The sequence below is a fragment of the Bacillota bacterium LX-D genome (genome assembly GCA_031628995.1).
Taxonomy (GTDB): domain Bacteria; phylum Bacillota; class DUOV01; order DUOV01; family Zhaonellaceae; genus JAVLUO01.
Map to the genome: position 1 here is coordinate 124,485 of JAVLUO010000004.1, position 21,546 is coordinate 146,030.

The following is a 21,546-nucleotide window of genomic DNA, read 5'->3' on the forward strand; positions in this document are numbered from 1 at the left end:
AGAATGTAATGCAGGATGATCTTAAGGTGCAAAGAAAGGTTCGCGAGATCTTAAATAATGATAAAAATTTGCGTAATTATAATTTACATGCTGATGTAGTTCAAGGAAAAATACTATTGCAAGGTGTTGTAGATACTTTAGCTGATAAACAGCAGGCTGCAAGGCTTTTACAGCAAATCCCCGGTGTGCAGGACGTAGAAAATGCAGTTGCAATTAGTACTGATGGTGCTATTAGGGAAGAGGACGTTTATAAAGAAGTAGAAGAAGAGTTAAAAATAGACCCAAGAGTAGATTTATATCATGTAGGAATAGGAAATGTTGATTCTAAGGGCACTGTAATACTTAAGGGTCATACTGATAACCCGGAACAAATAAATGCTGCTATAGAGGCGGCCTCCAAAGCAAGAGGTGTTACGAGAGTTATCAATCAAGTTGAAACAGGCAGCGAGGAACTAAGTTTAAAGGACATTTTTCATTCCCAAGTTAATAATGATAAGGACTAAAACCACGAAGAAATTTGTGGTTTTTTTATTTTAACCTTTAGGCATTTGGATACCATGACAATTCAACGCATTTATCGTAAACGATTAAATTTTGATGAAACGTTAGAAATCATTTATCAAAATAGCGGAACACAATTTGATTCCTACTTAGCGGAAATATTCATTAATATTTGGCATTATAGTTAAATGAATATTTAAATCTGCTATAATAATTGTATAAACTAGAAGATATTAAAAATCATGGAGTTATAAATATGTTTAATCTAGTATTGATAATAATCGGTTTAGTCGCAGGTACATTAAGTGGTTTATTCGGCATTGGGGGAGGAATTATTATTATTCCGGCTCTAATGTATTTTTGTGGTTTTGACCAGTTTAAAGCTCAAGGAACTTCCTTAGCCATTTTACTTCCCCCAGTTGGAATTTTAGCTTTTTTAGAATATTATCGAAAAGGCAATGTAGATATAAAAGCAGCTATTCTAATTTGTGTAGCAGTTCTAATAGGATCTATGTTAGGTGCTAAAATTGTTCATCAACTTCCAGTTACCATTTTAAAAAAAGGATTTGCCTTGTCTTTACTATTCGTTGCAGCTAAAATGTTTTTTAGCAAGTAAGATGACTTAATTAATATATTTTGGCAATAAACCTCTAAAGTTATTTGGAGGTTTATTTTTTGTGCGCCCAGCATGGGCGCTTGCTCGTCGGTGAAAGTCCGATACGGGGGTTGATAGTGCCAACCGTTAGCCTAAGACAAGGGTGAGCATCTTGCAGGTACTTCTGCCCCTCCTGCCGCAAAACTATTTCTCTCTTACCGACCTTCCTGTTACCTGAGTTTCTAGCCGGCTAGCTACAAAAAAACATTATGAGGAGTAAGAAAAAATGGATGAAAAAGCAAGAGAAGCAATTGCCCTATTTCGTTACGGACTAATTGACCCATTTTGAATGGACAAGTTGCAAGCCAGAAAGATTATCTCGCCCAAATCGCCAGTCACCCCCACGATGTGCCTCGCTACGGCTTAAAAGAATTTGCCCCCAAGACAATAGAATTTTGGGTTATGCAGTTAGTAGCCCAGGCTGGCAGGGAATATATATTGCGTGCTTATTTTAAAAAAATTGGGGTTACTTGTCTAGTAATTATGATTATATAATTTGCAACACCAATTATTCCATTGGGGTTATTAACCAAAATGTATTTGTAGCATCCAGTGCAATTATTATTGTAACGGATGTAGGCCTTATGAAGGAAAGCTTTTTTAATAATTTAAACATTAAGTACGTTGCTTATTATTTCAATTAAAAAGGCAAATAAACTTATCATAAAATAGTACTAGAAACAATATTTTCTTAACCTGGAGAAACAGCTTTATTTAAGATATAATTTATCTAAATCATCTGAATTGTCAGAATTTGTTTTACAAATTTGGTCTAAAATTGTTGCTTTAAGATTGGACCGTTGATTACTAAAATATGTTAGGCGGTGATAAAGTGGAACAAGTTGTTGTTTTGGGTGGCGGACTTGCAGGATGTACTACAGCATTAGAATTAGCCAATCTGGGGTTCGAAGTAATTTTAGTAGAGCAATCCGATAGGCTTGGGGGGAAGGTCCGAGATTATGGCTGTAAGGCATCAGGTAAATGCAACAACTGCGGGTTATGTTTAAGCCAAGGTTTATGGAAAGCAGTTGAGGCTAACTCAAAAATTGATCTTAGGTTAAAGCATAAACTAATCGAAGTGACGGGGGAGTATCCGAATATCCAAATTAACATTGAGGGTCCCCAAGGGAGTGAACAAATAAGCAATATTACCAGTCTAGTAGTAGCAGTAGGTTTTGAATTCTCAAGCTTGTCCTGCGCTCAACTTGAAGTTGAACCTGGAAGTAAAATAATAACTGGCAGTCAATTAGAAAAGATTGCCAAAGATCGTAGCTTAGATGCTTTTTTTGAAGATCCGCCGAGGACTATTGCATTTATCCAATGTTTTGGCTCAAGGAATATAAAAGAAAGAGCCACATATTGCTCCAAGGTTTGCTGCGGTTACTCGACTCGCCTGGCACTAGCTATTAAAAAATTGCATCCTGAAACAAAGATTACTTTCTTTTATATGGATTTACAACAAGTTAAAAAGGGCAATTATTTCGATGAGCTAGTGCAGGAAGGCATTGAATTTATAAAATGTCGTCCGGTAAGTATAAATAAAGGCGAACCAGATTTCATTCTTTATGAACATCCAGGAAAAACTGGGCTGCAGCGATTAGAGACTGATTTAACAGTTTTAACAGAGGGTATTAGGCCTTCTGCCTCAACTGAAGAACTTGCAGAACTTTGTCAATTGGCTGTCGACCAAAAGGGGTTCTTAAAAACTATTAAGGATAGTGCAAAAACAGGAATATACGTCGTAGGTTGTGCCAAAGGACCTGCCAAAATAGAGGAAACTTATAGTGAAGCCTTGTTAACAGCTCGTAAAATCGCAGCCCAAAGTAATTTGCAATTTAAGACAGTTGCTGAATCCGGCTTAAAAGAAATAGAGGGGGCGGAGGCGGTTCTATGAAAATAGCAGTTATTGGTAGTTATAAGATACCAAATAAAGTTGTTGAAAAACTGCAGTCCTATGGTTTAACTCCTATTTTGGTTGATCATGAGGAAAAAATCACTAGTTTAAAGGGAGAAAAAAGAGATTTTGTACTTAATTTTATTTCTAACTCTGCACAAAAATCAGAAAGAGTAGATTATGTATTATATTTAAATAAGCCTACAACAATTCTTACAGAACATAATTATGCCGCAAAGGGCAGTCAATGTCCAATTGTATTTCTTTTAGACTATTCAAGTGAATCTCCTGATTATATAACTCAAATGGCCTTAAAAGCAGCTTTAAAATATTCTGAAGAAAAACAAAAAGTCTATTATCTAGCTCGCTTGATGAAAACAGCATCTGCTGGCTATGAAGAACTTTATAGAGAAGCAAGAAAAGCTGGAGTTGTTTTTATTAAATACCAGCAAGTCGAATTTGAAGAATTGGCTAATAACTGTGTAAAATTAACGGCTTGGGATGATTATGGGGAAATATGTTTCCCTCAAGCTTATTTGATAATAGCCCAAGCTAATTTACCTAATAATGATGCAGAAACTATTGCTAAAAAGCTGCGTTTAAAGGTTGACGATCAAGGAATTCTTTCCGAAGAAAAATTTTATTTATACCCGGTTCTGACCAACAGAAAAGGGGTATTTGTTCTAGATTTTCAGGGAGATTCCTTGGAGTGGAGCCGTTGCGAACAGCAACTGGAACAGATTTGGGCGGAAATATGTAAGGATATTAACAGCCCTTCTAATGAAGAACATGTTTTAATTGATGCAGAAAAATGTGCTTTTTGCTATACGTGCTATCGTGTTTGTCCTCACGGTGCCATGACCCCTGATCTTGATAAAGCTGCCATGAAAAATTTAACAGAAGCGTGTTCCGGCTGCGGCCTATGTGCTGCTTTTTGTCCGGCAAACGCCATAAAATTGGCTAATGGCTGCGATAAGAATTCGATAGCTGAAAACTGTACAATTTTCAGTTGTAAAAATTCGGCCCAGACAGCTCTAGAAGAAGCAGGCATTAAGAATTATGTACCTTTAGCTTGTGGCAGTGAACTTTCAGAAAATATAATACTTGAGGCTTTACGAAAAACCAAAAAGGTGCTAATAGCTGTTTGTGTTGATGAAGCTTGCCGTCACTTTGAAGGGAAAAATCATGCTGGTAATGTAGTTAAAAATGTTCAGGCAATGTTGAAAGCAGCTGGTATGGATGAAAACGGAGTTGCTCTGATCGAACTTTCCCCGGCTATGGGAGCTGGAGTTAGTAAATTTCTTAAGCCTAGCATTTAAAGGCAATTCAAAAAATAGTTGCTAGTTAGAAAATAATGCAAATATTTTAGTTTAGAAAGGAGTACTTGCCTGTGATTGTAGCGGAGCAAAAACCCATTGAAGAGATTATTCAATCTCTAGAGGGTTATAGTAACATCATACTTGCAGCATGTGGAACGTGTGTAACTGTGTGCATGGCTGGCGGGGAAAAAGAAGCGCTTGATTTGGCAGCATTGTTATCCGCAAGAAGCAGTGAGCAAAAGCACGATATTAATATCCAAGTAATTGCTCCTAAAAGGCAATGTGATAGTGAATTTTTAGAGGAATTCGGTACTCAAATTGAACAAGCAGATGTCGTATTATCTATGGCTTGCGGTGCAGGAGTTCAATTCATGGCTCAAATTTTCCCTGAGAAAATAATACTGCCTGCCTTAAATACAAAGTTCATTGGTGTGACACAGGATGTTGGTATTTGGACGGAAATGTGCCAAGGCTGTGGCGACTGTATTTTAGAAAAAACTGGGGGAGTATGTCCAGTAGCACGTTGTTCTAAAAGTAACTTCAATGGCCCCTGTGGTGGCTCTGAAAATGGCAAATGTGAAGTTAGTCCTGACATAGACTGTGGATGGCAGCTTATTTATAACCGTTTGAAAAAGATAGGTAAGTTAGAAAATCTTTATGAAATTATAGAACCCAAAAATTGGAGCACCAGTCGAGATGGAGGACCTAGACGAGTCGTAAAGGAGGCAGGTGAATAATGGTAGATAAAAGCAGACTACAGCAGCTTTTAGAAGCAGGACATTTTACTGTAACTGCTGAAGTTGGTCCGCCTATGAGCGCCGATGCGGAAAACGTACGACAAAAGGCTCGTGAGTTAGTGAATATTGCCGATGCGGTAAATGTAACAGACAATCAAACAGCTATTGTCCGTATGTCAAGTATAGCTGCGGCATATCTTTGCTTGCAGGAAGGCATTGAACCTATTGTCCAAATGACTTGTCGTGACCGTAACCGTATTGCTATCCAAAGTGATTTGCTTGGGGCTTCAGCATTAGGGTTGAAAAATTTATTGTGTCTGTCAGGAGACCACCAAGTGTTTGGCAATCACCCTCAGGCCAAGAATGTTTATGACATTGATTCTATTCAATTAGTACAATCATTAAGAAAACTAAGAGACGATAAGGTTTTTATTAGTGGCACTCAGAGTAAAAAGCCTGCTGAATTTTTCTTAGGTGTAGCGGCTAACCCATTTGGAGAGCCTGAAGAGCTGCAAATGATTCGCTTACATAAGAAAATTGCGGCAGGTGCACAGTTTATTCAAACTCAGGCTATTTATGATATTGAAAAATTTGCTAAATGGATGGAAGTTGTTAGAGCTGCTGGTTTGCATAAAAAAGCATATATCTTAGCTGGGATAATTGTTAATAAATCAGTAAAATCACTAGAAATGACTCAAAAGGTTGCAGGTGTATATGTTCCTGATAATTTAATTACTAGAATGAGAAATGCCGCAGCCAGCGCTGGACCGGATGCTCCTGCTGCTGAAGTGAAAAAAGCGGTTGAAGCAGAAGGCGTTGAAATTGCTTTAGACTTAATTAAAGGATTGCAAAAAATTGAAGGCGTTCATGGTATTCATATTATGGCCGTAGGCTGGGAAAGTATTGTACCAGAAGTAGTTAAAAGAGCAGGACTACTGCCAAGGCCTATACCAGAAGAGGTTAAGAAAGAAATGACAAATCAGAGGGAGGGAGAATAATGCCTGCCGAGTTGAAAGATCGAATTGCTTTAATGCCCGGAGGGGAACAAGTTAATTTATGTTTTTTGTGTGGAACCTGTACGGCGGGATGCCCTGTTAGTCTTTTGGATCCTGATTATAATCCCAGAAAAATTATGCGGATGATTTCATTGGGTATGGAAAAAGAATTATTATCGTCTCCGGAACTATGGTTATGCAGCCAATGTCATATCTGTGTGGCGCATTGCCCGCAAGATGTGCGTTTTGCCGATGTTATGCGGGTTCTACGCCAAATGGCTTTGGAACAAGGTTATGTTACGGACGAATTTGTTCAGGAATTTAATCAACTAGAAGATGAGATTAAGAAGCAACGGATTAACAAAATTCGCGAATTTATCAACAATAATCGAAGTGTGATTATGCAAAAAGTTGAGTAGCGATAAAACACTTAAGGAGGATACAATGAAAAAGCCAGTACTTGTTTTAGGAGGCGGAATTGCTGGAATCCAGGCTTCTTTGGATCTGGCTGAAATGGGAGTACCTGTTTTTCTAGTTGAAGAAGGACCAAGCATTGGCGGCAGAATGGCTCAGCTTGATAAAACATTTCCTACTAATGATTGTTCTGCTTGTATTTTAGCTCCTAAAGTTACATCTTGCTATAATCACCCATTAGTTAAAACGTTTACATGGAGCGAACTAACAGAAATTCAAGGGGAAGCACCTAATTTCAAGGCGATAGTCAGGAAAAAAGCGCGTTTTGTCAATGAAGATAAATGTATAGGTTGTAATGCCTGTACTACAAAATGTCCAATTGATGCCAAAAGTGAATTTGAAATGGGAATAGGAACAAGACACGCTGTTTACAAGCCTTATGCGCAAGCCGTCCCTAATAAAGTTGTCATCGATAAAAAAGGTACTTCGCCATGCTCTATTAATTGCCCAATTTATTTAAATGCCCACGGAATGGTTTCATTAACGGCCAAAGGGAGAATGGAAGAAGCATTGCAGCTTGCTAGGCAGATAACTCCATTTGTAGCAGTACTAGGTCAAGTTTGTGATGGATCTTGTGAAAGCAACTGTTATCGCCAGCATGTTGATGAAGCTATTGATATTTCATCTGTGGAAAAACTTTTAGTTCTTAATGAAAAACAGCAAGGGAAAACGCCAAAATTACCAGTAGCAAAAGAACAAAAAGATGAGTCTATCGCAGTAATTGGGGCAGGACCGGCTGGACTTAACTGTGCATATCAATTAGCCCTTAAAGGCTATAATGTGACAGTATTGGAAACTGAGTCCCAACCAGGAAGGATGCTTAACTCTGAAATTAGTGGTAAAAATCTGGACAAAGAACTTTTGGGCTATGAACTGCAGTTAATTGAAAGTTTGGGAGTAGATATACGTTGTGGACAGTCTCTGAAAAATGATTTAAGTCCTAGTCAACTAACAGAACAAGGTTATAAGGCAATATTTGTGGCAATGAGCAAGGATGAGCTAGAGAAATTAAGCGGCCTTGATCAACCTAATGTATTTATATTCGAAGAAGTAGAAAGTGTTATTGAAAATATTGCTCAAGGTAATAAAGTGGCAAAACAAATAATTAATTTCTTAACAGGCGACGATTTGCCTCTTGAAAAAGAAATGTTGCCTCAAGTTCCAGTGAGCAAAGTTAATTTAAAACAAAAAACATCTCCTTCATTATTAAAGGATAAATTAAATAGTTTCAACCAATTGAAGGTAGATGAAATATCCGAAATTTTGCAGAAGGAAGCAGGCAGGTGCCTTAATTGTGCAGGTTGTTCTGAATGCCGTGCCTGTGAACGTGTTTGTGCCCCTAAAGCTATTTGGCACGAACAAAGAGATGAGATGGTTGAGTTATCAGTATCTTCTGTAATCTTAGCTTCCGGATACGAAACAGTAAAAAATATTCCAGTTGAATGGGGCTATGGAGCTTTTCCCAATGTGGTTACAAGTTTAGAGTATGAACGTATACTTTGTGCTTCAGGTCCATTCCAAGGTCACGTGCAACGTCCGTCAGACGGAAAACCGCCAGTTAGAATTGCGTTTATTCAATGTGTAGGATCAAGGGATCATCAGTGTGAACGAGATTATTGCTCGGCTGTTTGCTGTATGTATGCAGTTAAAGAAGCTGTCATTACGAAAGAACATTTACCTAGTGTTCAAGATATCGATATATATTATATGGATATGAGAGCTTATGGTAAAGATTTTGAAAGATATATTGAAAACGCCAAGGAAAAATATGGAATTGGGTTTATTAGAAGCCGTGTAGCGGAAGTAGCAGAAGATAAGCAAACCAGCGATATGATTTTAAAATATACAGATGAAGAAGGTCGCCTCTCGACTGCTCAGTATGATTTAGTTGTACTTTCAGTGGGAATGGAAGGGAACAAAGATATTCTTCCCGTTTTAGAAAAAACAGGAGTTAAAACTGATGGGGCAGGATTTTGTTGGATTAATGAGGTAAATCCTCCAGGAACAACGGTGGATGGAATCTTTTCCTGCGGCGTCTTAGCTGGTCCTAAAGACATTCCAGAAACGGTTATAGAAGCTAGTGCTGCTGCTTCAGCTGCTGCCCAACTGGCTGGAGCTAATGAAGTAGAGCGTCAACAATACGAGAATTATTTTAAACAACCGCCTGAACCTGTTTTGCAGGATGTTTCCAGAGAGCCACTTAGAATTGGTGTTTTTGTCTGCAGCTGCGGAACAAATATTGGTGGTTATGTAGATGTAAAAGCTGTTGCCCAATATGCTAAAACATTGCCCTTTGTAGAGTACACCAAGGATAATATTTATTCTTGTTCCCTTGATACACAAAAAGCAATGGCAGATCGGATTAAGAAAAATAAATTGAATAGGGTAGTGGTAGCTTCTTGTACACCTCGTACCCACGAGCGTCTCTTCCAGGAAGTATTGGCTAGTGCTGGTTTAAATCCCTATTTGCTTACTATGGCTAATATCAGGGAGCAGTGTTCATGGGTTCACATGAATAACCCCGATCTGGCAACGGAAAAAGCTAAAGATTTAGTTCGGATGGCAGTAGGTAAAGTAACTTATGCCAAACCCTTGAGTAAGCAAAAAATTAGTGTTACAAAGTCTGGTCTAGTAATTGGTGGCGGTATTGCTGGAATGACTGCAGCCTTGGAAATCGCTGGTATGGGTTACCCAGTAACCATAGTAGAAAGAAATAGCCAATTAGGTGGAAATGCTCTTTGGAAATTTAAAACTGCAAAGGGTCGCCGAATTAGTAGCTTGCTTCAAAAATTACAAAGTAGGATTGCTAATAATTCCAATATCCGAGTTTTGTTAAACAGCGAGATTGTCAGTATTGATGGTTATGTAGGCAATTTTAAAACCTTAATCAAAAGCGGAGATTTAGAGCATGAAATAAACCATGGGGTTATAGTAGTAGCCACCGGAGCTGGAAATTATAGCACATCAGACTATCTTTATGGCCAACACCCAATGGTAATCACTCAAAAAGAGTTAGAGGAATTAGCAACCTCTGGCGAACTGGAAAACTATTTAGCTGAACACCATATTAAAAATGTTTCCATGATTCAATGTGTCGGTTCTCGCGAACCAGAGCATCCTTACTGTAGCAGAGTTTGTTGTAACCAAGCTCTAAACAATTCTTTAATGCTCAAAGAAAAAGATCCAGAACTAAATATTTCAGTCCTATATAGAGACATTCGTTCTTACGGTGAAAATGAGCTGCAGTACCGCAAAGTACGTAAAGCTGGAGTTCAGTTCATTCGCTTCGAAGCGGAGTCAAAACCAAAAGTTGAAAAAACAGAAGATGGTTTAACAATTACAGTCCAAGAACCTCTTTTAGACCAGGAGCTAAAGTTAAACGTAGATTTGATTGTTCTAAGTACTGCTACTGTACCTAACGTAGAGGAAAATCGCCGCTTAGCTCAAATGCTTAAGGTACCTTTGAATCAGGATGGATTTTTCTTAGAAGCCCATGCTAAATTAAGACCTGTTGACTTTGCTACGGAAGGTGTATATGTCTGCGGATTAGCACACGCTCCTAAATCCATGAAAGAGAGTATGACCCAGGGTAAAGCGGCAGCTGCTAGAGCAGCAACGGTTATTGCCAAGGATTATTTGGAGACTGAAGGAACAATCGCTCAGGTTGATGAAGCTTATTGCACGGGCTGTGGAACTTGTGTGAAAGTTTGTGCTTACGGTGCCATAAATGTTGAGGAAATAGTGAAACGTAATGGAACAATTAAGAAAGCTGTGGTTAATTCTGCTTTATGTAAAGGTTGTGGAACCTGTGCGGCAACTTGTCGTTGTGGAGCAGTAGACATCAATGGTTTTTCTGACCGCCAGGTTTTATCAGAAGTTGAATCATTCCTAAAGCTAAGTTAAAGGGGTTAGGTAAGATGATAATGCAAACGAAACTCAAGCAGGAATTAAAACAACAAGAGACCTGGGAACCCAAGATAATTGCTTTTTTGTGCAATTGGTGCAGTTATGCTGGAGCAGATTTAGCCGGGACCGGTAGAATGCAATATCCAACGAATATAAGAGTCATTAGGGTACCATGTTCAGGAAGAATCAATCCATTGTATATAACTAAAGCTTTGGCAGACGGAGCAGATGGTGTATTGGTTTCAGGTTGTCACCCTGGAGATTGCCATTATCTTTCGGGAAACATGTATGCTAGAAGGCGTTTTACAATGTTAAAATATTTACTGGCTACAGCTGGTATCGAAGAAGATCGAGTACATTTCACTTGGGTATCAGCTTCAGAAGGTGTACGTTTTTCGGAAGTAATTAGCGAAGTTGTCCAAAGGGTCAAACAGCTTGGCCCTAACAAGATTTTAGGAGTGAAGGCAAATGAGCTTTGAAAAACAAAAAGAAGAAATGGTTCGTATTTGCCACGAAATTTGGGAAAAGGGTCAAGCTGAGCTTATATTAGGCTTTGGAGTTAACGAAGCAGCAGAATTTGCGACCCCTCTATTTGTTAGGAATAAAGATGATATAGGAAAACTAATATGGGATGGATCCTGTTCTCCAAATTTAGCTAAATACGTTTTGGCAAAAAAAGAAAAAGTAGCTATTGTAGCTAAGCCTTGTGATATTCGTGCTTTGGTAATGTATATGATAGAGAAGCAAATTACCAGGGATCAAGTAATAATAATTGGGATGGAATGCCCTGGAATGCAGAATGGCGATAATGAGTTACATCCTTGGTGCGCTGAATGTAAGGTTCATGTCCCACCTATTTATAATTATCTTATCAAATCGGAGAACTTGGTTGAGCAAAAGAAAATGGAAGAGCCGCAAAACTCAGAGACATCTAATGCTAATCTGGAAGCCAACCTGCAACGTTTGCAGGCGGAATTAAAAAAATGTATTATGTGTTTTTCTTGCCGACAAGCATGTTATGGATGCTATTGTACCACCTGCTTTATGGACAGGAATATTCCTAATTGGCAGCCTAATGAATTAGATATGGGTGCTAAATTAAATTTTCATCTGGGGCGTTTTATGCATCTTGCCGGACGCTGTGTTGAGTGTGGAGCATGTGAAAGAGTGTGCCCCTCCGGGGTAAAAATAAGATATATTATTAAGGATTTAACAGATTTTTGTGAAAAAGTCTATGGATATCAGGCAGGGCTAGATCCTAACGAAGTTCCAGTCCTGACAGCTTTCGAACAAAATGATAAGGAATTTGGCTTCCTGGGGGGTGAAAAATTTGGAAACATCAAAGGCTCAAAATGCTGCGATAAAGCTGTTGGATAAAAACAAGATAGGCCAACTTCTAGAAAAATGGATGGGATCTTATAATTTAATTGCTCCGGCTAAAGAAGGCGAAGTCTTGACATTCCAGGAAGTTGGTAACAAAAATGACATTATTATAAACGATGATTTGCCGTACAAATCCCCAAAAGAAATTCTTTTTCCTAGAATCCAAAAAATCTTAAATTTCACCAGAGAAGGAGCCGACGAAATAGAACCTTCTAAACAAAAGAGACTTTTGTTTGGAGTCCGTCCTTGCGATTTAGAAGCATTAGGAGTCCTGGATGCGGTCTTAGGTAGCGGTAAGTACATTGATCCATACTATGTAAAGCTAAGAGAAAATACAATCATTGTTGGCTTAGGCTGTTTGAATGAAAAAGTTGGTTGCTTTTGCACCGAAAGGGGAATAGACAAGGGGTTTTCGGCAGCTTGCGATGTTTTTTTCGTAGATCGAGGGGATCACTACGAGATGACAGTATTAACTGAAAAGGGAGAATCGATTTTGTCTCCTTGCCTTGATCTGCTTCAGGAAGGTGGAGAAAAAGCAATTACTCCTGGCAATTTAGAGAGTAAGTTGGAAGTTAAAGCACCAGTGAAGGATTTATTTGATAAAGTCAACTGGGACCTGCTAACTGAGAAATGTCAGGGTTGCGGTATTTGTACTTATATTTGCCCTACCTGTCATTGCTTTGGGTTTAAGGACATCCGCGAAGAAGACTCTGAGGCACGCTACCGTTTATGGGATAGTTGTATGTATCCTCAGTTTACTGCCCATGCTTCGGGACATAATCCCAGACCTTCTACGAAGGAACGTTATCGTCAGCGTGTACTCCATAAATATGTTTATATAAAAGAAAATACAGGGTTAACAGCATGTACTGGCTGTGGCCGCTGTATTAGGAGTTGCCCGGCTGGTATGAATATTAAATCCGTCGTTACGGAGATTATGGAGGAGTTATCATGAAAAATCCATATATAGCACAAAAGACGGAAATCATGGAAGTTATTGTTGAAACCTCATCTGATTTGGATGTTAGAACTTATAAACTCAAATTAGATGAAGGACAAGAAATGAAGTTTATGCCAGGCCAGTTTGTGGAATTATCAATACCTGGAATAGGGGAAGCACCTTTTGGTTTTTCATCTTCTCCTTTGGAAAGCTCACAAATTGAAGTTACTATTAAAAAAGTGGGCAGTGTTACAGAAGCCATTCATAATTTAAAACCGAAAGATAATTTATGGATTCGTGGACCTTTCGGCAATACCTTTCCAGTTAAGGAAATGGAAGGATCAGATATTTTTTATATTGCCGGAGGTTTAGGACTTGCTCCCTTACGTCCTTTAATACTTTATATGCTTCATGATACTAATCGGGCTAAATACGGGCAAATTCAAATGCTGCTTGCAGCCAGAAGCACCGGGGATTTTATTTTTAAAAGAGAATATGACGATTGGGCAAAATCTCCAAATACTAATTTGACGTTAACAATTGACCGGCCTGAAGAAGGTTGGCAAGGTCAAGTTGGATTTCCCCACATGCTTTTGCCAGAGATTAATTTTAATTATTCTAATGCTTATGTAGTTTTATGTGGGCCTCCAATTATGATTAAGGCCGTTGCAAGTAAACTTCAGGAGATGGGAGTTCCAACTGAAAAAATTGTGACAACCCTGGAAATGAGAATGACTTGTGGTGTCGGTAAATGCGGCAAATGTAATATTGGGCATCAATATGTATGCATAGATGGACCAGTCTTTTCCATGGCTCAGCTGGCTGAAATGCCTGATGAATACTAAATATATATGTGTGCAACACAATATGTTTGCTGAAAGGTGAAAAGGGCTAAGTACGACCTGCTAACCTTATTAAAAAAACGGTTAAACAAATAAGGAGGAGAAAAATATGGAAATTAAAAGCGATATTGAAATAGCACAAAGTGCGGAGATTAAGCCAATTGAAGAGATTGCGTCATCCTTAAATATTGATCGGAAGTACTTAGAGTTTTATGGGGATTATAAAGCTAAAATTAACTATAACATACTTAATGAAAAAAAAGATGTTCCAGATGGAAAATTGATATTGGTTACTGCTATTAACCCTACCCCTGCAGGCGAGGGGAAAACAACGACAACTGTTGGACTAGGCGATGCTTTAACAAAATTAGGTAAAAAAGTTGTCATTGCTTTAAGGGAACCATCTCTTGGACCAGTATTTGGTGTAAAAGGTGGAGCTGCTGGAGGAGGTTATGCGCAGGTAGTTCCAATGGAAGACATTAATTTACACTTTACTGGGGACTTCCATGCAATTGGAGCAGCTAATAATTTGCTGGCTGCCATGATTGATAACCATATCTATCAAGGTAATGAATTAGGAATAGATGCAAGAAAAATTACTTGGAGACGCTGCGTAGATATGAATGACCGGCAGCTGCGTTTCATCGTAGATGGTTTAAATGGTAAGACAAACGGTGTTCCAAGAGAAGATGGTTTTGATATTACTGTGGCATCTGAAGTTATGGCTATTCTTTGTTTGGCCAAGGATATTGACGATTTAAAGAAAAAATTAAGCAATATTGTTATTGGATATACACGTGATGATAAGCCTGTTACTGCTGGACAGTTAAACGCTCAGGGTGCAATGGCAGCACTATTAAAAGATGCCCTTAAACCTAACTTAGTTCAAACTCTGGAACATACACCTTCATTTGTCCATGGTGGACCATTTGCGAACATTGCCCATGGCTGTAACAGCATAATGGCCACTAGAATGGCACTAAAATTAGGAGATTATGTTGTAACAGAAGCCGGCTTTGGTGCTGACCTAGGAGCTGAAAAATTCCTCGATATTAAATGTCGTATAGCTGATCTCAAACCATCTGCTGTTGTAATTGTTGCTACGGCTAGGGCTTTGAAACACCACGGCGGTGTACCGAAAAATGAATTAAATACAGAAAACTTAGAGGCATTAGCTAAGGGAATTCCAAACTTATTAAAACATATTGAAAACATTACGGTTAAATTTGGTTTACCTGCAGTGGTGGCAATTAATCGCTTCCCAGTGGATACAGAAGCAGAGCTTAAATTAATTGAAGATAAATGCCGGGAATATGGCGTAAATGTAGCACTTTCCGAAGTTTGGGGTAAAGGCGGCGACGGCGGTATAGAGTTAGGCAAAGAAGTATTGCGTTTAATTGAGGAAGAAGAAAACAAATTCCAATTTATCTATCCTTCCGAAATGCCAATTAAACAAAAAATTGAAGCAATAGCTGAAAAAGTATATGGTGCAGACGGGGTTGACTTTGATTTAGCCGCCCTGAGGGAAATTGAACGCTTAGAGAGTATTGGATTTGCAGATTTCCCCATTTGTATGGCTAAGACTCAATATTCATTCTCTGATGACCCAAGAAGGTTAGGCTGGCCTAAAGGATTCCGTTTAACAGTACGGCAAGTTAAAGTGTCAGCAGGTGCAGGATTTATAGTAGTACTTACTGGTGACATTATGACAATGCCTGGCTTGCCGAAAGTACCTTATGCCGAAAAGATTGATGTAGATAACTTTGGTAAAATAGCAGGTCTATTCTAATTAAATTTATTGGTCATCTGCCATTTATACTAGGGCAGGTGATCAATAGTTTTTAGCTTTATAAAAAGGAGGCTAGTTCTGTGGTTGAGGTAATTGATGTTAAAAGTATGGCTGCTAAATTAAAAGAAGAACTTACACAAGAAGTGGCAAGCTTAAAAGATAAAGGTATTGTTCCTAAAATGGTAACAATAATTGTTGGTGATGATGCTGCTTCAAAGGTATATGCTCAATCCAAAGGGAAAATGGCCATGAAGCTTGGAATCGACTGCGAGCTAATAGAACTTCCTGCTTCAGCGACCCAGGAGGAAGTTGAGAAAACTATAATTGGATTTAATAACAATACTAATGTGCATGGTATCATGCTGGAATTGCCCTTGCCAGCACATATCCGCAGGGAAAAAATTGTAGAGCTTATTTCTCCTGTAAAAGACGTTGATGGAGTAAATCCTTTAAATAAAGGATATTTATTAAGCGGCGGGGCAGGATTGTTTCCTGCTACACCACAAAGTTGTATGGAAATACTTCACCTGATGGGGATTAACTTAAAAGGGAAAGAAGTTGTTTTGGTTGGCTGCGGAGAAACTGTTGGTAAACCATTATCATTTCTTTTACTTAGAGAAAATCCTACACTAACTTTATGTCATGAGTTTACGGTTGATTTAAGTTCACATACTAAAAATGCTGATATTGTCATTTCTGCTGCAGGCTGTGCTAAATTAATTAAAGGAGATATGTTAAAGCAGGGCGCTATTTTAATTGATGTAGGTATTAATAAATGTGCTGATGGAATCTGTGGTGATGTAGATTTCGAAAGCGTAAAAGAAGTGGCTGGTGCATTAACACCAGTGCCTGGAGGCGTCGGGTCACTTACAACTGTTCTTATTTTTAGGAACCTTTTGCAGGGCTTAAAAATGCAGCTTGAACTATAGTTAATTTTTATTTATAAACATAAATAATAGAAAAGGCAATTCATCATTTAGGCAGTTCATGGTAGCTAGCTTAAGTGGAGGATTGCTTTTTCGCGTTTTATTATAATTAAAGTTGAGAATATTTTACTACTTTTTTAGAAAATAATTTTTCTACGGCTGAATATTAATTGTTTAGGGAAATACTTAAAGAAAGGGGACAAATATGAAGATATTTAATTTACTAGCAGGTTTTAATTTAATCGTAATCATAAATTATTTAATGTTAGTAAGCTTTTTGGGGCTGCTAGGCAGTGGTTTATGTTGGCTTCTAGGTATTAAAACGAAGAAAATAAATTTGTTGATACATAAATGTATGTATATCTTTTCAATTTGTGTAGCATGTTCAATTATTTGGTCTTGTGTGAATATGGTGATTTATAGTGTCTAATTCTTAAAAATATAAGTAATCCAGTAGTGAATTTATAGTAAATAATGTACAGACCTTTTCAATGCTTGCCTTACTCTTTACAGCGGCTTAGAAAATATTTATCCTGTATAAGAGGAAGATCTTTTAATTTTTAGAGGAGAGAATTCGTGATTAAACATATCGATGAATACTTAGAACGTGACGAATTTACAGGTAGATATGTGCAAAAAAGACTTGAAGATGGGATATTATTCGTTGAGAATAAAGAAATATATAAAGCAAAGGAAGCTTTTAAAGATATACTAAGGCTGTGTCCGGGAGCTTATCCTATTCAAAATAATTTAGCATTTTGCTACTATTTAGAAAAAAAATATGAAGAAGCAAAAAAACTTTTTAAACAAATTACTGAAGAAGTGGATGAGGATTTATTTTCTCATGCCATTTTAGCAGTATGTTATTTGAAAACTGGGCAACAGGGGTTAGCTAAAAAAGCATTAAAAAAAGCCATTCAGTTATATGAAGTATTAATTCTAGATGAACTTTTAGAAGATGAAGAGTTTGAAATATTATTAGAAGCACTTGTGGAGTTTAAAGAGCATGAAAAGGTTTATTCAATAGGCATGGATCAGTGTTTAGATAGAAAATCTATTTATGTAAAGCTTTTAGTTGGAATAGCAGCAATTAATAGTGGACATCTAATCGATGCTATCCAAATATTAAATCAATTATGTATTGAAGTTAATGATTGGTATCTTCCAGAGTTGTATTTAAAATTCGCAAAGTTGACTGCGGAAGGAATTATTCCTGACACCGAATTAGAATACCATATAGATTTACCAGATAATTTTTCTGGTGATTTAACCCTTGTTTCGAAACCTACTACTATTTTTAAACTTTTACTTGTAGATACTTTATATTATAAACCAATTAAGAAATTGCCCGTTTTACTAGAAAATGCGTTGCAGATTAATGATGCTTGGTTAAATAAACTTTGGATAACACTATTAAAGGATCGCCAATTTCCTGATGGCGTTAAACAAAAAATACTAATAAATTTAATAGATAAGAAGGTAATAGCTGTACCCAGAGATTTAAAGTTATTGCTTATGGTTAATATACAAATGTCAACTTTAAGGTTAATGCCTAAGTTCTCAGAAGAAGATAGAGCAATTTTAAATAAGGGCATAGAGGCCAGTGATGCAGGAAGATTGTTAGAAGCCGAGAAATGTTACTATAAGATTATAGAAAAATATCCAACTTATATTCCTATTTACTTAAATTTATCAAATGCATATAGACTAAAAAAACAGTATGATGCAGCAGAAGAATTATTAACTTTTGTGTCTAATATTATGCTTACGCCATCAATCATTTTAAACTTAATTGAGTTTTATCTATATGATAAGGTAGATTATTATAAAGCCAAATACTATTTAGATATAGTAAGTAACTCAAATCTATCGGATGAAGAGAAAAAGGTTTTACAAAGCTTAGAGTACTATTTAAATCTTTTAAAAGATTGTTTTTCAGGCACAATCAAGAAAAATTTGAAGTTAAAAGCATTTCTAGCAAGTTTAAATAAATCTTACCTTATTAAGTTGGCCAAAAATTTTGGAATTAAGTATTATTATAAGTTAAAGAAAGAAGAACTGACTGCTAAGCTAGCTTTATATTACAAACAGGATTATGAGAAAATGCTTAAATTTTGGCCTAGTGAAAAGAAGGACATTTTAGATAAGCTAAAAATAAATGGCGGGGTTTATTTTTACCAAAACGCTACAAATGAAGAAAAAGAAGTATTCAATAAAATGCTTGCTTCGGGGATTATTGTTGGAGGAACAACAATGGAAGGTCAGCAAATAGTGGCATTACCTGAAGCGTTTAAATAGGGCACCTTAAGTGCCCTATTTAATTAGTTTGCCCGGCATGTTTGCTGAGCCGATGGGCTGAAAGAATATCGCCTAACCGGCAGGAAAATAACTCGTAAGCAAGGGCGTCACTGGCAACTGTGGGGTCTGAAGGAAGCCGAAGGGGGAACTTGAAACATAGCGCAAGCAAACCGAGGTTGGCTAGTCAGGCGGGTAACCTTGCTAAAAGTGGGAAAACCCAAAAGCCGGATAACCTGATTAGTCAGGACGGATGCGTTCAAGTTCAGGTAAGCAAACTTAACCGGGGAAGCCCGGAACTATCCTAGAGAATAGGATTACTTCGGCTTTACCTTACTCGATTTATTTACCACTTGGGCGAAGCATATCTAAAACGCCTAAGACTATATGTGCTAAGCCAAAACCCACAACTCCTGCTCCTAAACTGCCTTTTAACACTGTGGCACCTGCGCCAGTAACAACAACTCCTAAACCTGTAACCATTAGACTTGTTGATTTGGCATCCATTTTTATTCCTCCTTAGAGTTGTATCGTTTAATTAATTTATAGAATAGCTTTATTATTTGTTAAGCTAACAATATATAAACTAGAAAAATAATGTTTATTTTGGTGCTAATTGTCTCAAACTATTGTAAGTTATTTTGAATAAGATATAATAAAATAGAAATTAAATTAATACCCGTTAGGTGAGGTTACTACACAAATATAAGCTACTGCCCTGAAACATCGAGAGATGCCAAGGGGTTAGCAGGTAATATCGGATTAAGGTATGACCTAATGTAGCTGGATTTTTCCTACGTTGTGCAGAGCCAAAACTGTCACGAGTGGTAGATATAGCCCGATTTTTCTATCTCCACTTTTGTGGAGATTTTTATTTTACATTTTTTGGAGGTGAAAGGCATGGACGACCCTGAGGCGGACTTATCACTTTATATTTGGGAAAAAATAAATAATGGGAGGGTCGTTTATACCTATTAATTTTTTTAGAACGTCCCTCCTGTTGGGAGGTATTAAAAATGATTGATGTGCTGGATTCTGCTGGTGATGAAGTTATAACAATTGATAGCTTACAAAAAAAAGGCAGTTGGATACGGATAACAAACCCAACAAGGGAAGAATTAGTAAAAGTGAGCACGGAAACGGGAGCTTTTCTAGAGTTTTTAGAAGCACCTCTTGACGATGAAGAAAGGCCTAGAATTGAAGTTGAAGAGGGTCAAATATTAGTTATTATTAATGTTCCCATTGTAATTAAAAATGGGAGTGTCAAATATGATACGTTGCCACTAGGAATTATTATAACCGATAATCAAATAATTACTGTTTGTCTTGAGGAAAATGAAATAATAAATAATTTCTTTAAAGGCAAAGCTAAGAATTACTGGACATACAAAAAAACTAGGCTGACACTGCAAATTTTATATAAAACAGCTTCTTATTTTCTAAAATATCTAAGGGATATAGATAGAACATCTCATGAAATTGAAAAAACTTTACACGGATCAATGAAAAACAAGGAATTAATTAAATTGCTTAATTTAGAAAAAAGTTTGGTTTATTTTACTACTTCCCTCCGGTCAAATGAAATTGTCATGAAAAAGTTGCTTAGGGCTAAAATACTAAAGATGTATGAAGAAGATGAGGATTTATTGGAAGATGTTATTACTGAAAATAGACAGGCAATTGAAATGAGTGAAGTATACAGCAATATTTTAGTTGGCACCATGGATGCTTTTGCCTCTATTATTTCAAACAACTTAAATATGGTGATGAAGTTTTTGACTTCAGTTACTATTATTCTAGCTTTACCCACAATGATAACTAGTTTCTACGGGATGAATGTAGAGCTACCGTATCAGCACATTCATAATGGATATATTATTCCTTTAGTTATTTCAATTATTTCCTCAATTTTAGTTGTTTGGGCAATGAGAAAAAAAGAAATATTATGAAGAACATTAAAAAGCAATTTGTTAGGCCAATGGGCTTAATAGATTGCTTTTATTTATTAAGCATTAAGTTGCTAAATCCGGCATAAATATTCTTATAATCTTGTGTTAGCTCAAGAGGTGAATTTATGCCAAAAATAAAAGTCTTCTATTTTAAAAAATGTTATTTAAAATATTGCTGTATGCTACTATTTGGCGTTTTTTGTTTTTCCATGATTGCTAATTATTTTAAAGTGTTGCCGACCAGCACTCTTCATAATGAAAAAGCCCCTGTTATACTTGATGCCGGTCATGGGGGAGTTGATTCAGGAGCTCATAAACAAATTAAAGAGAAAGATATAACTTTAGATGTGGTGCTTCGTATAGAAAAAATTTTAGAGGATAAAGGGTTGCAAGTTGAACTTACAAGAGATAAGGATGTGGATTTGGGAGGAAAATTAACTAAGGGAAGGCATCGCCGTGATTTAGAAGCAAGATTAAACATTATTAATAAAGGTCAAGTTGCAGTTAGTATACATGTAAACGCAGCAAACGATGGCAGTAAAGAAGGTGCACTTGTCCTTTATTCAAAATCTTCAGCCAGAAGCCAAGAGATGGCGGAATTTATTCTTGCAGAAATAGCAAAAGTACAGAAACTATGTGAGCCTAAAGCCATTCCGCGGAAGAATCTTTTTTTGCTTAGAGCATCAAAAATACCCATGGTTTTAGTTGAATTAGGTTTTTTAACTAACAATAGGGACTGGCAGAAGTTAAATAATCCTAATTTTAGGCAATCCTGCGCTCAAGCTGTCGCTAATGGAATAATTAAATATTTAGAATCCTAGTTTAGTAATAATTAAGCCACTCTAAATCGAGTAGGAGCTGAATAATTAATTAATTCAGCGTCCTCTCACACCACCGTACGTACCGTTCGGTATACGGCGGTTCAATAGAATTAATGTACT

At 37.1% G+C, this 21,546-nt stretch carries 18 protein-coding genes, 1 pseudogene and 1 riboswitch; of the genes and pseudogenes, 18 read left to right on the forward strand and 1 reads right to left on the reverse strand.

Translation table 11 applies throughout. The features are described 5' to 3' along the window. The first annotated feature begins 8 nt into the window (after nucleotides 1-8). The 16 genes and pseudogenes from RDV78_05640 to RDV78_05715 all read left to right on the forward strand — a co-directional run bounded on the left by RDV78_05640 (nucleotide 9) and on the right by RDV78_05715 (nucleotide 18,659). Nucleotides 9-503: a BON domain-containing protein gene (locus tag RDV78_05640; GenBank protein ID MDS1029978.1), complete on the forward strand. Its 495-nt coding sequence runs from the start codon at nucleotides 9-11 to the stop codon at nucleotides 501-503. Between the two features lie 254 nt (nucleotides 504-757). Continuing rightward, nucleotides 758-1,117 carry a sulfite exporter TauE/SafE family protein gene (locus RDV78_05645; GenBank protein ID MDS1029979.1) on the forward strand — a complete coding sequence of 120 codons (360 nt, stop codon included), beginning with the start codon at nucleotides 758-760 and terminating at the stop codon, nucleotides 1,115-1,117. 265 nt (nucleotides 1,118-1,382) lie between these two features. Further along, nucleotides 1,383-1,561, forward strand: a pseudogene (locus tag RDV78_05650) (IS481 family transposase). A 427-nt stretch (nucleotides 1,562-1,988) separates the two neighbouring features. Then, nucleotides 1,989-3,050 (forward strand): FAD-dependent oxidoreductase, encoded by a 1,062-nt coding sequence (locus RDV78_05655; protein MDS1029980.1) that lies wholly within the window; start codon nucleotides 1,989-1,991, stop codon nucleotides 3,048-3,050. Continuing rightward, entirely contained in the window at nucleotides 3,047-4,369 is a 1,323-nt protein-coding gene (locus RDV78_05660) for a 4Fe-4S binding protein (protein ID MDS1029981.1), read from the forward strand. Before RDV78_05655 ends, RDV78_05660 begins: the two co-directional genes overlap by 4 nt. Before the next feature lie 71 nt (nucleotides 4,370-4,440). Continuing rightward, nucleotides 4,441-5,106: a methylenetetrahydrofolate reductase C-terminal domain-containing protein gene (locus RDV78_05665; protein MDS1029982.1), complete on the forward strand. Its 666-nt coding sequence runs from the start codon at nucleotides 4,441-4,443 to the stop codon at nucleotides 5,104-5,106. Continuing rightward, complete coding sequence (locus RDV78_05670; protein MDS1029983.1) at nucleotides 5,106-6,104, forward strand: methylenetetrahydrofolate reductase; 999 nt, start codon at nucleotides 5,106-5,108, stop codon at nucleotides 6,102-6,104. The genes RDV78_05665 and RDV78_05670 overlap by 1 nt, the downstream gene beginning before the upstream one ends. Next, nucleotides 6,104-6,520: a 4Fe-4S dicluster domain-containing protein gene (locus RDV78_05675; GenBank protein MDS1029984.1), complete on the forward strand. Its 417-nt coding sequence runs from the start codon at nucleotides 6,104-6,106 to the stop codon at nucleotides 6,518-6,520. The genes RDV78_05670 and RDV78_05675 overlap by 1 nt, the downstream gene beginning before the upstream one ends. A 25-nt stretch (nucleotides 6,521-6,545) precedes the next feature. After that, nucleotides 6,546-10,478: an FAD-dependent oxidoreductase gene (locus tag RDV78_05680; protein ID MDS1029985.1), complete on the forward strand. Its 3,933-nt coding sequence runs from the start codon at nucleotides 6,546-6,548 to the stop codon at nucleotides 10,476-10,478. Between the two features lie 14 nt (nucleotides 10,479-10,492). Beyond that, the gene (locus tag RDV78_05685; GenBank protein MDS1029986.1) at nucleotides 10,493-10,960 is read left to right on the forward strand and encodes a hydrogenase iron-sulfur subunit; all 468 of its coding nucleotides are present in this window, start codon (nucleotides 10,493-10,495) and stop codon (nucleotides 10,958-10,960) included. After that, on the forward strand, nucleotides 10,950-11,858 hold the full coding sequence (locus tag RDV78_05690) for a 4Fe-4S dicluster domain-containing protein (protein ID MDS1029987.1): 909 nt from the start codon (nucleotides 10,950-10,952) through the stop codon (nucleotides 11,856-11,858). The genes RDV78_05685 and RDV78_05690 overlap by 11 nt, the downstream gene beginning before the upstream one ends. Further along, nucleotides 11,812-12,819 (forward strand): 4Fe-4S dicluster domain-containing protein, encoded by a 1,008-nt coding sequence (locus RDV78_05695; GenBank protein ID MDS1029988.1) that lies wholly within the window; start codon nucleotides 11,812-11,814, stop codon nucleotides 12,817-12,819. Before RDV78_05690 ends, RDV78_05695 begins: the two co-directional genes overlap by 47 nt. Beyond that, the gene (locus tag RDV78_05700) at nucleotides 12,816-13,649 is read left to right on the forward strand and encodes an FAD/NAD(P)-binding protein (GenBank protein ID MDS1029989.1); all 834 of its coding nucleotides are present in this window, start codon (nucleotides 12,816-12,818) and stop codon (nucleotides 13,647-13,649) included. Before RDV78_05695 ends, RDV78_05700 begins: the two co-directional genes overlap by 4 nt. A 106-nt stretch (nucleotides 13,650-13,755) precedes the next feature. Further along, nucleotides 13,756-15,435, forward strand: coding sequence for a formate--tetrahydrofolate ligase (locus RDV78_05705; protein MDS1029990.1), 1,680 nt, complete (start codon nucleotides 13,756-13,758; stop codon nucleotides 15,433-15,435). Nucleotides 15,436-15,515: 80 nt separating this feature from the next. After that, a complete protein-coding gene (locus RDV78_05710) occupies nucleotides 15,516-16,364 on the forward strand; it encodes a bifunctional 5,10-methylenetetrahydrofolate dehydrogenase/5,10-methenyltetrahydrofolate cyclohydrolase (GenBank protein ID MDS1029991.1) in 849 nt (282 codons plus the stop codon). Between the two features lie 573 nt (nucleotides 16,365-16,937). Then, the gene (locus tag RDV78_05715; GenBank protein MDS1029992.1) at nucleotides 16,938-18,659 is read left to right on the forward strand and encodes a hypothetical protein; all 1,722 of its coding nucleotides are present in this window, start codon (nucleotides 16,938-16,940) and stop codon (nucleotides 18,657-18,659) included. A 339-nt stretch (nucleotides 18,660-18,998) separates the two neighbouring features. Here the strand turns inward: RDV78_05715 and RDV78_05720 are convergent, their stop codons facing one another. Next, the gene (locus tag RDV78_05720; protein MDS1029993.1) at nucleotides 18,999-19,163 is read right to left on the reverse strand and encodes a hypothetical protein; all 165 of its coding nucleotides are present in this window, start codon (nucleotides 19,161-19,163) and stop codon (nucleotides 18,999-19,001) included. Nucleotides 19,164-19,327: 164 nt separating this feature from the next. Continuing rightward, nucleotides 19,328-19,491, forward strand: a riboswitch (M-box (ykoK) riboswitch). 181 nt (nucleotides 19,492-19,672) lie between these two features. On the opposite strand from RDV78_05720, the gene RDV78_05725 reads away from it, so the two are divergent. Both RDV78_05725 and RDV78_05730 read left to right on the forward strand, forming a co-directional pair. Continuing rightward, nucleotides 19,673-20,605 (forward strand): magnesium transporter CorA family protein, encoded by a 933-nt coding sequence (locus tag RDV78_05725; GenBank protein MDS1029994.1) that lies wholly within the window; start codon nucleotides 19,673-19,675, stop codon nucleotides 20,603-20,605. A 125-nt stretch (nucleotides 20,606-20,730) separates the two neighbouring features. Further along, nucleotides 20,731-21,426 (forward strand): N-acetylmuramoyl-L-alanine amidase, encoded by a 696-nt coding sequence (locus RDV78_05730; protein MDS1029995.1) that lies wholly within the window; start codon nucleotides 20,731-20,733, stop codon nucleotides 21,424-21,426. Nucleotides 21,427-21,546: the final 120 nt, after the last annotated feature.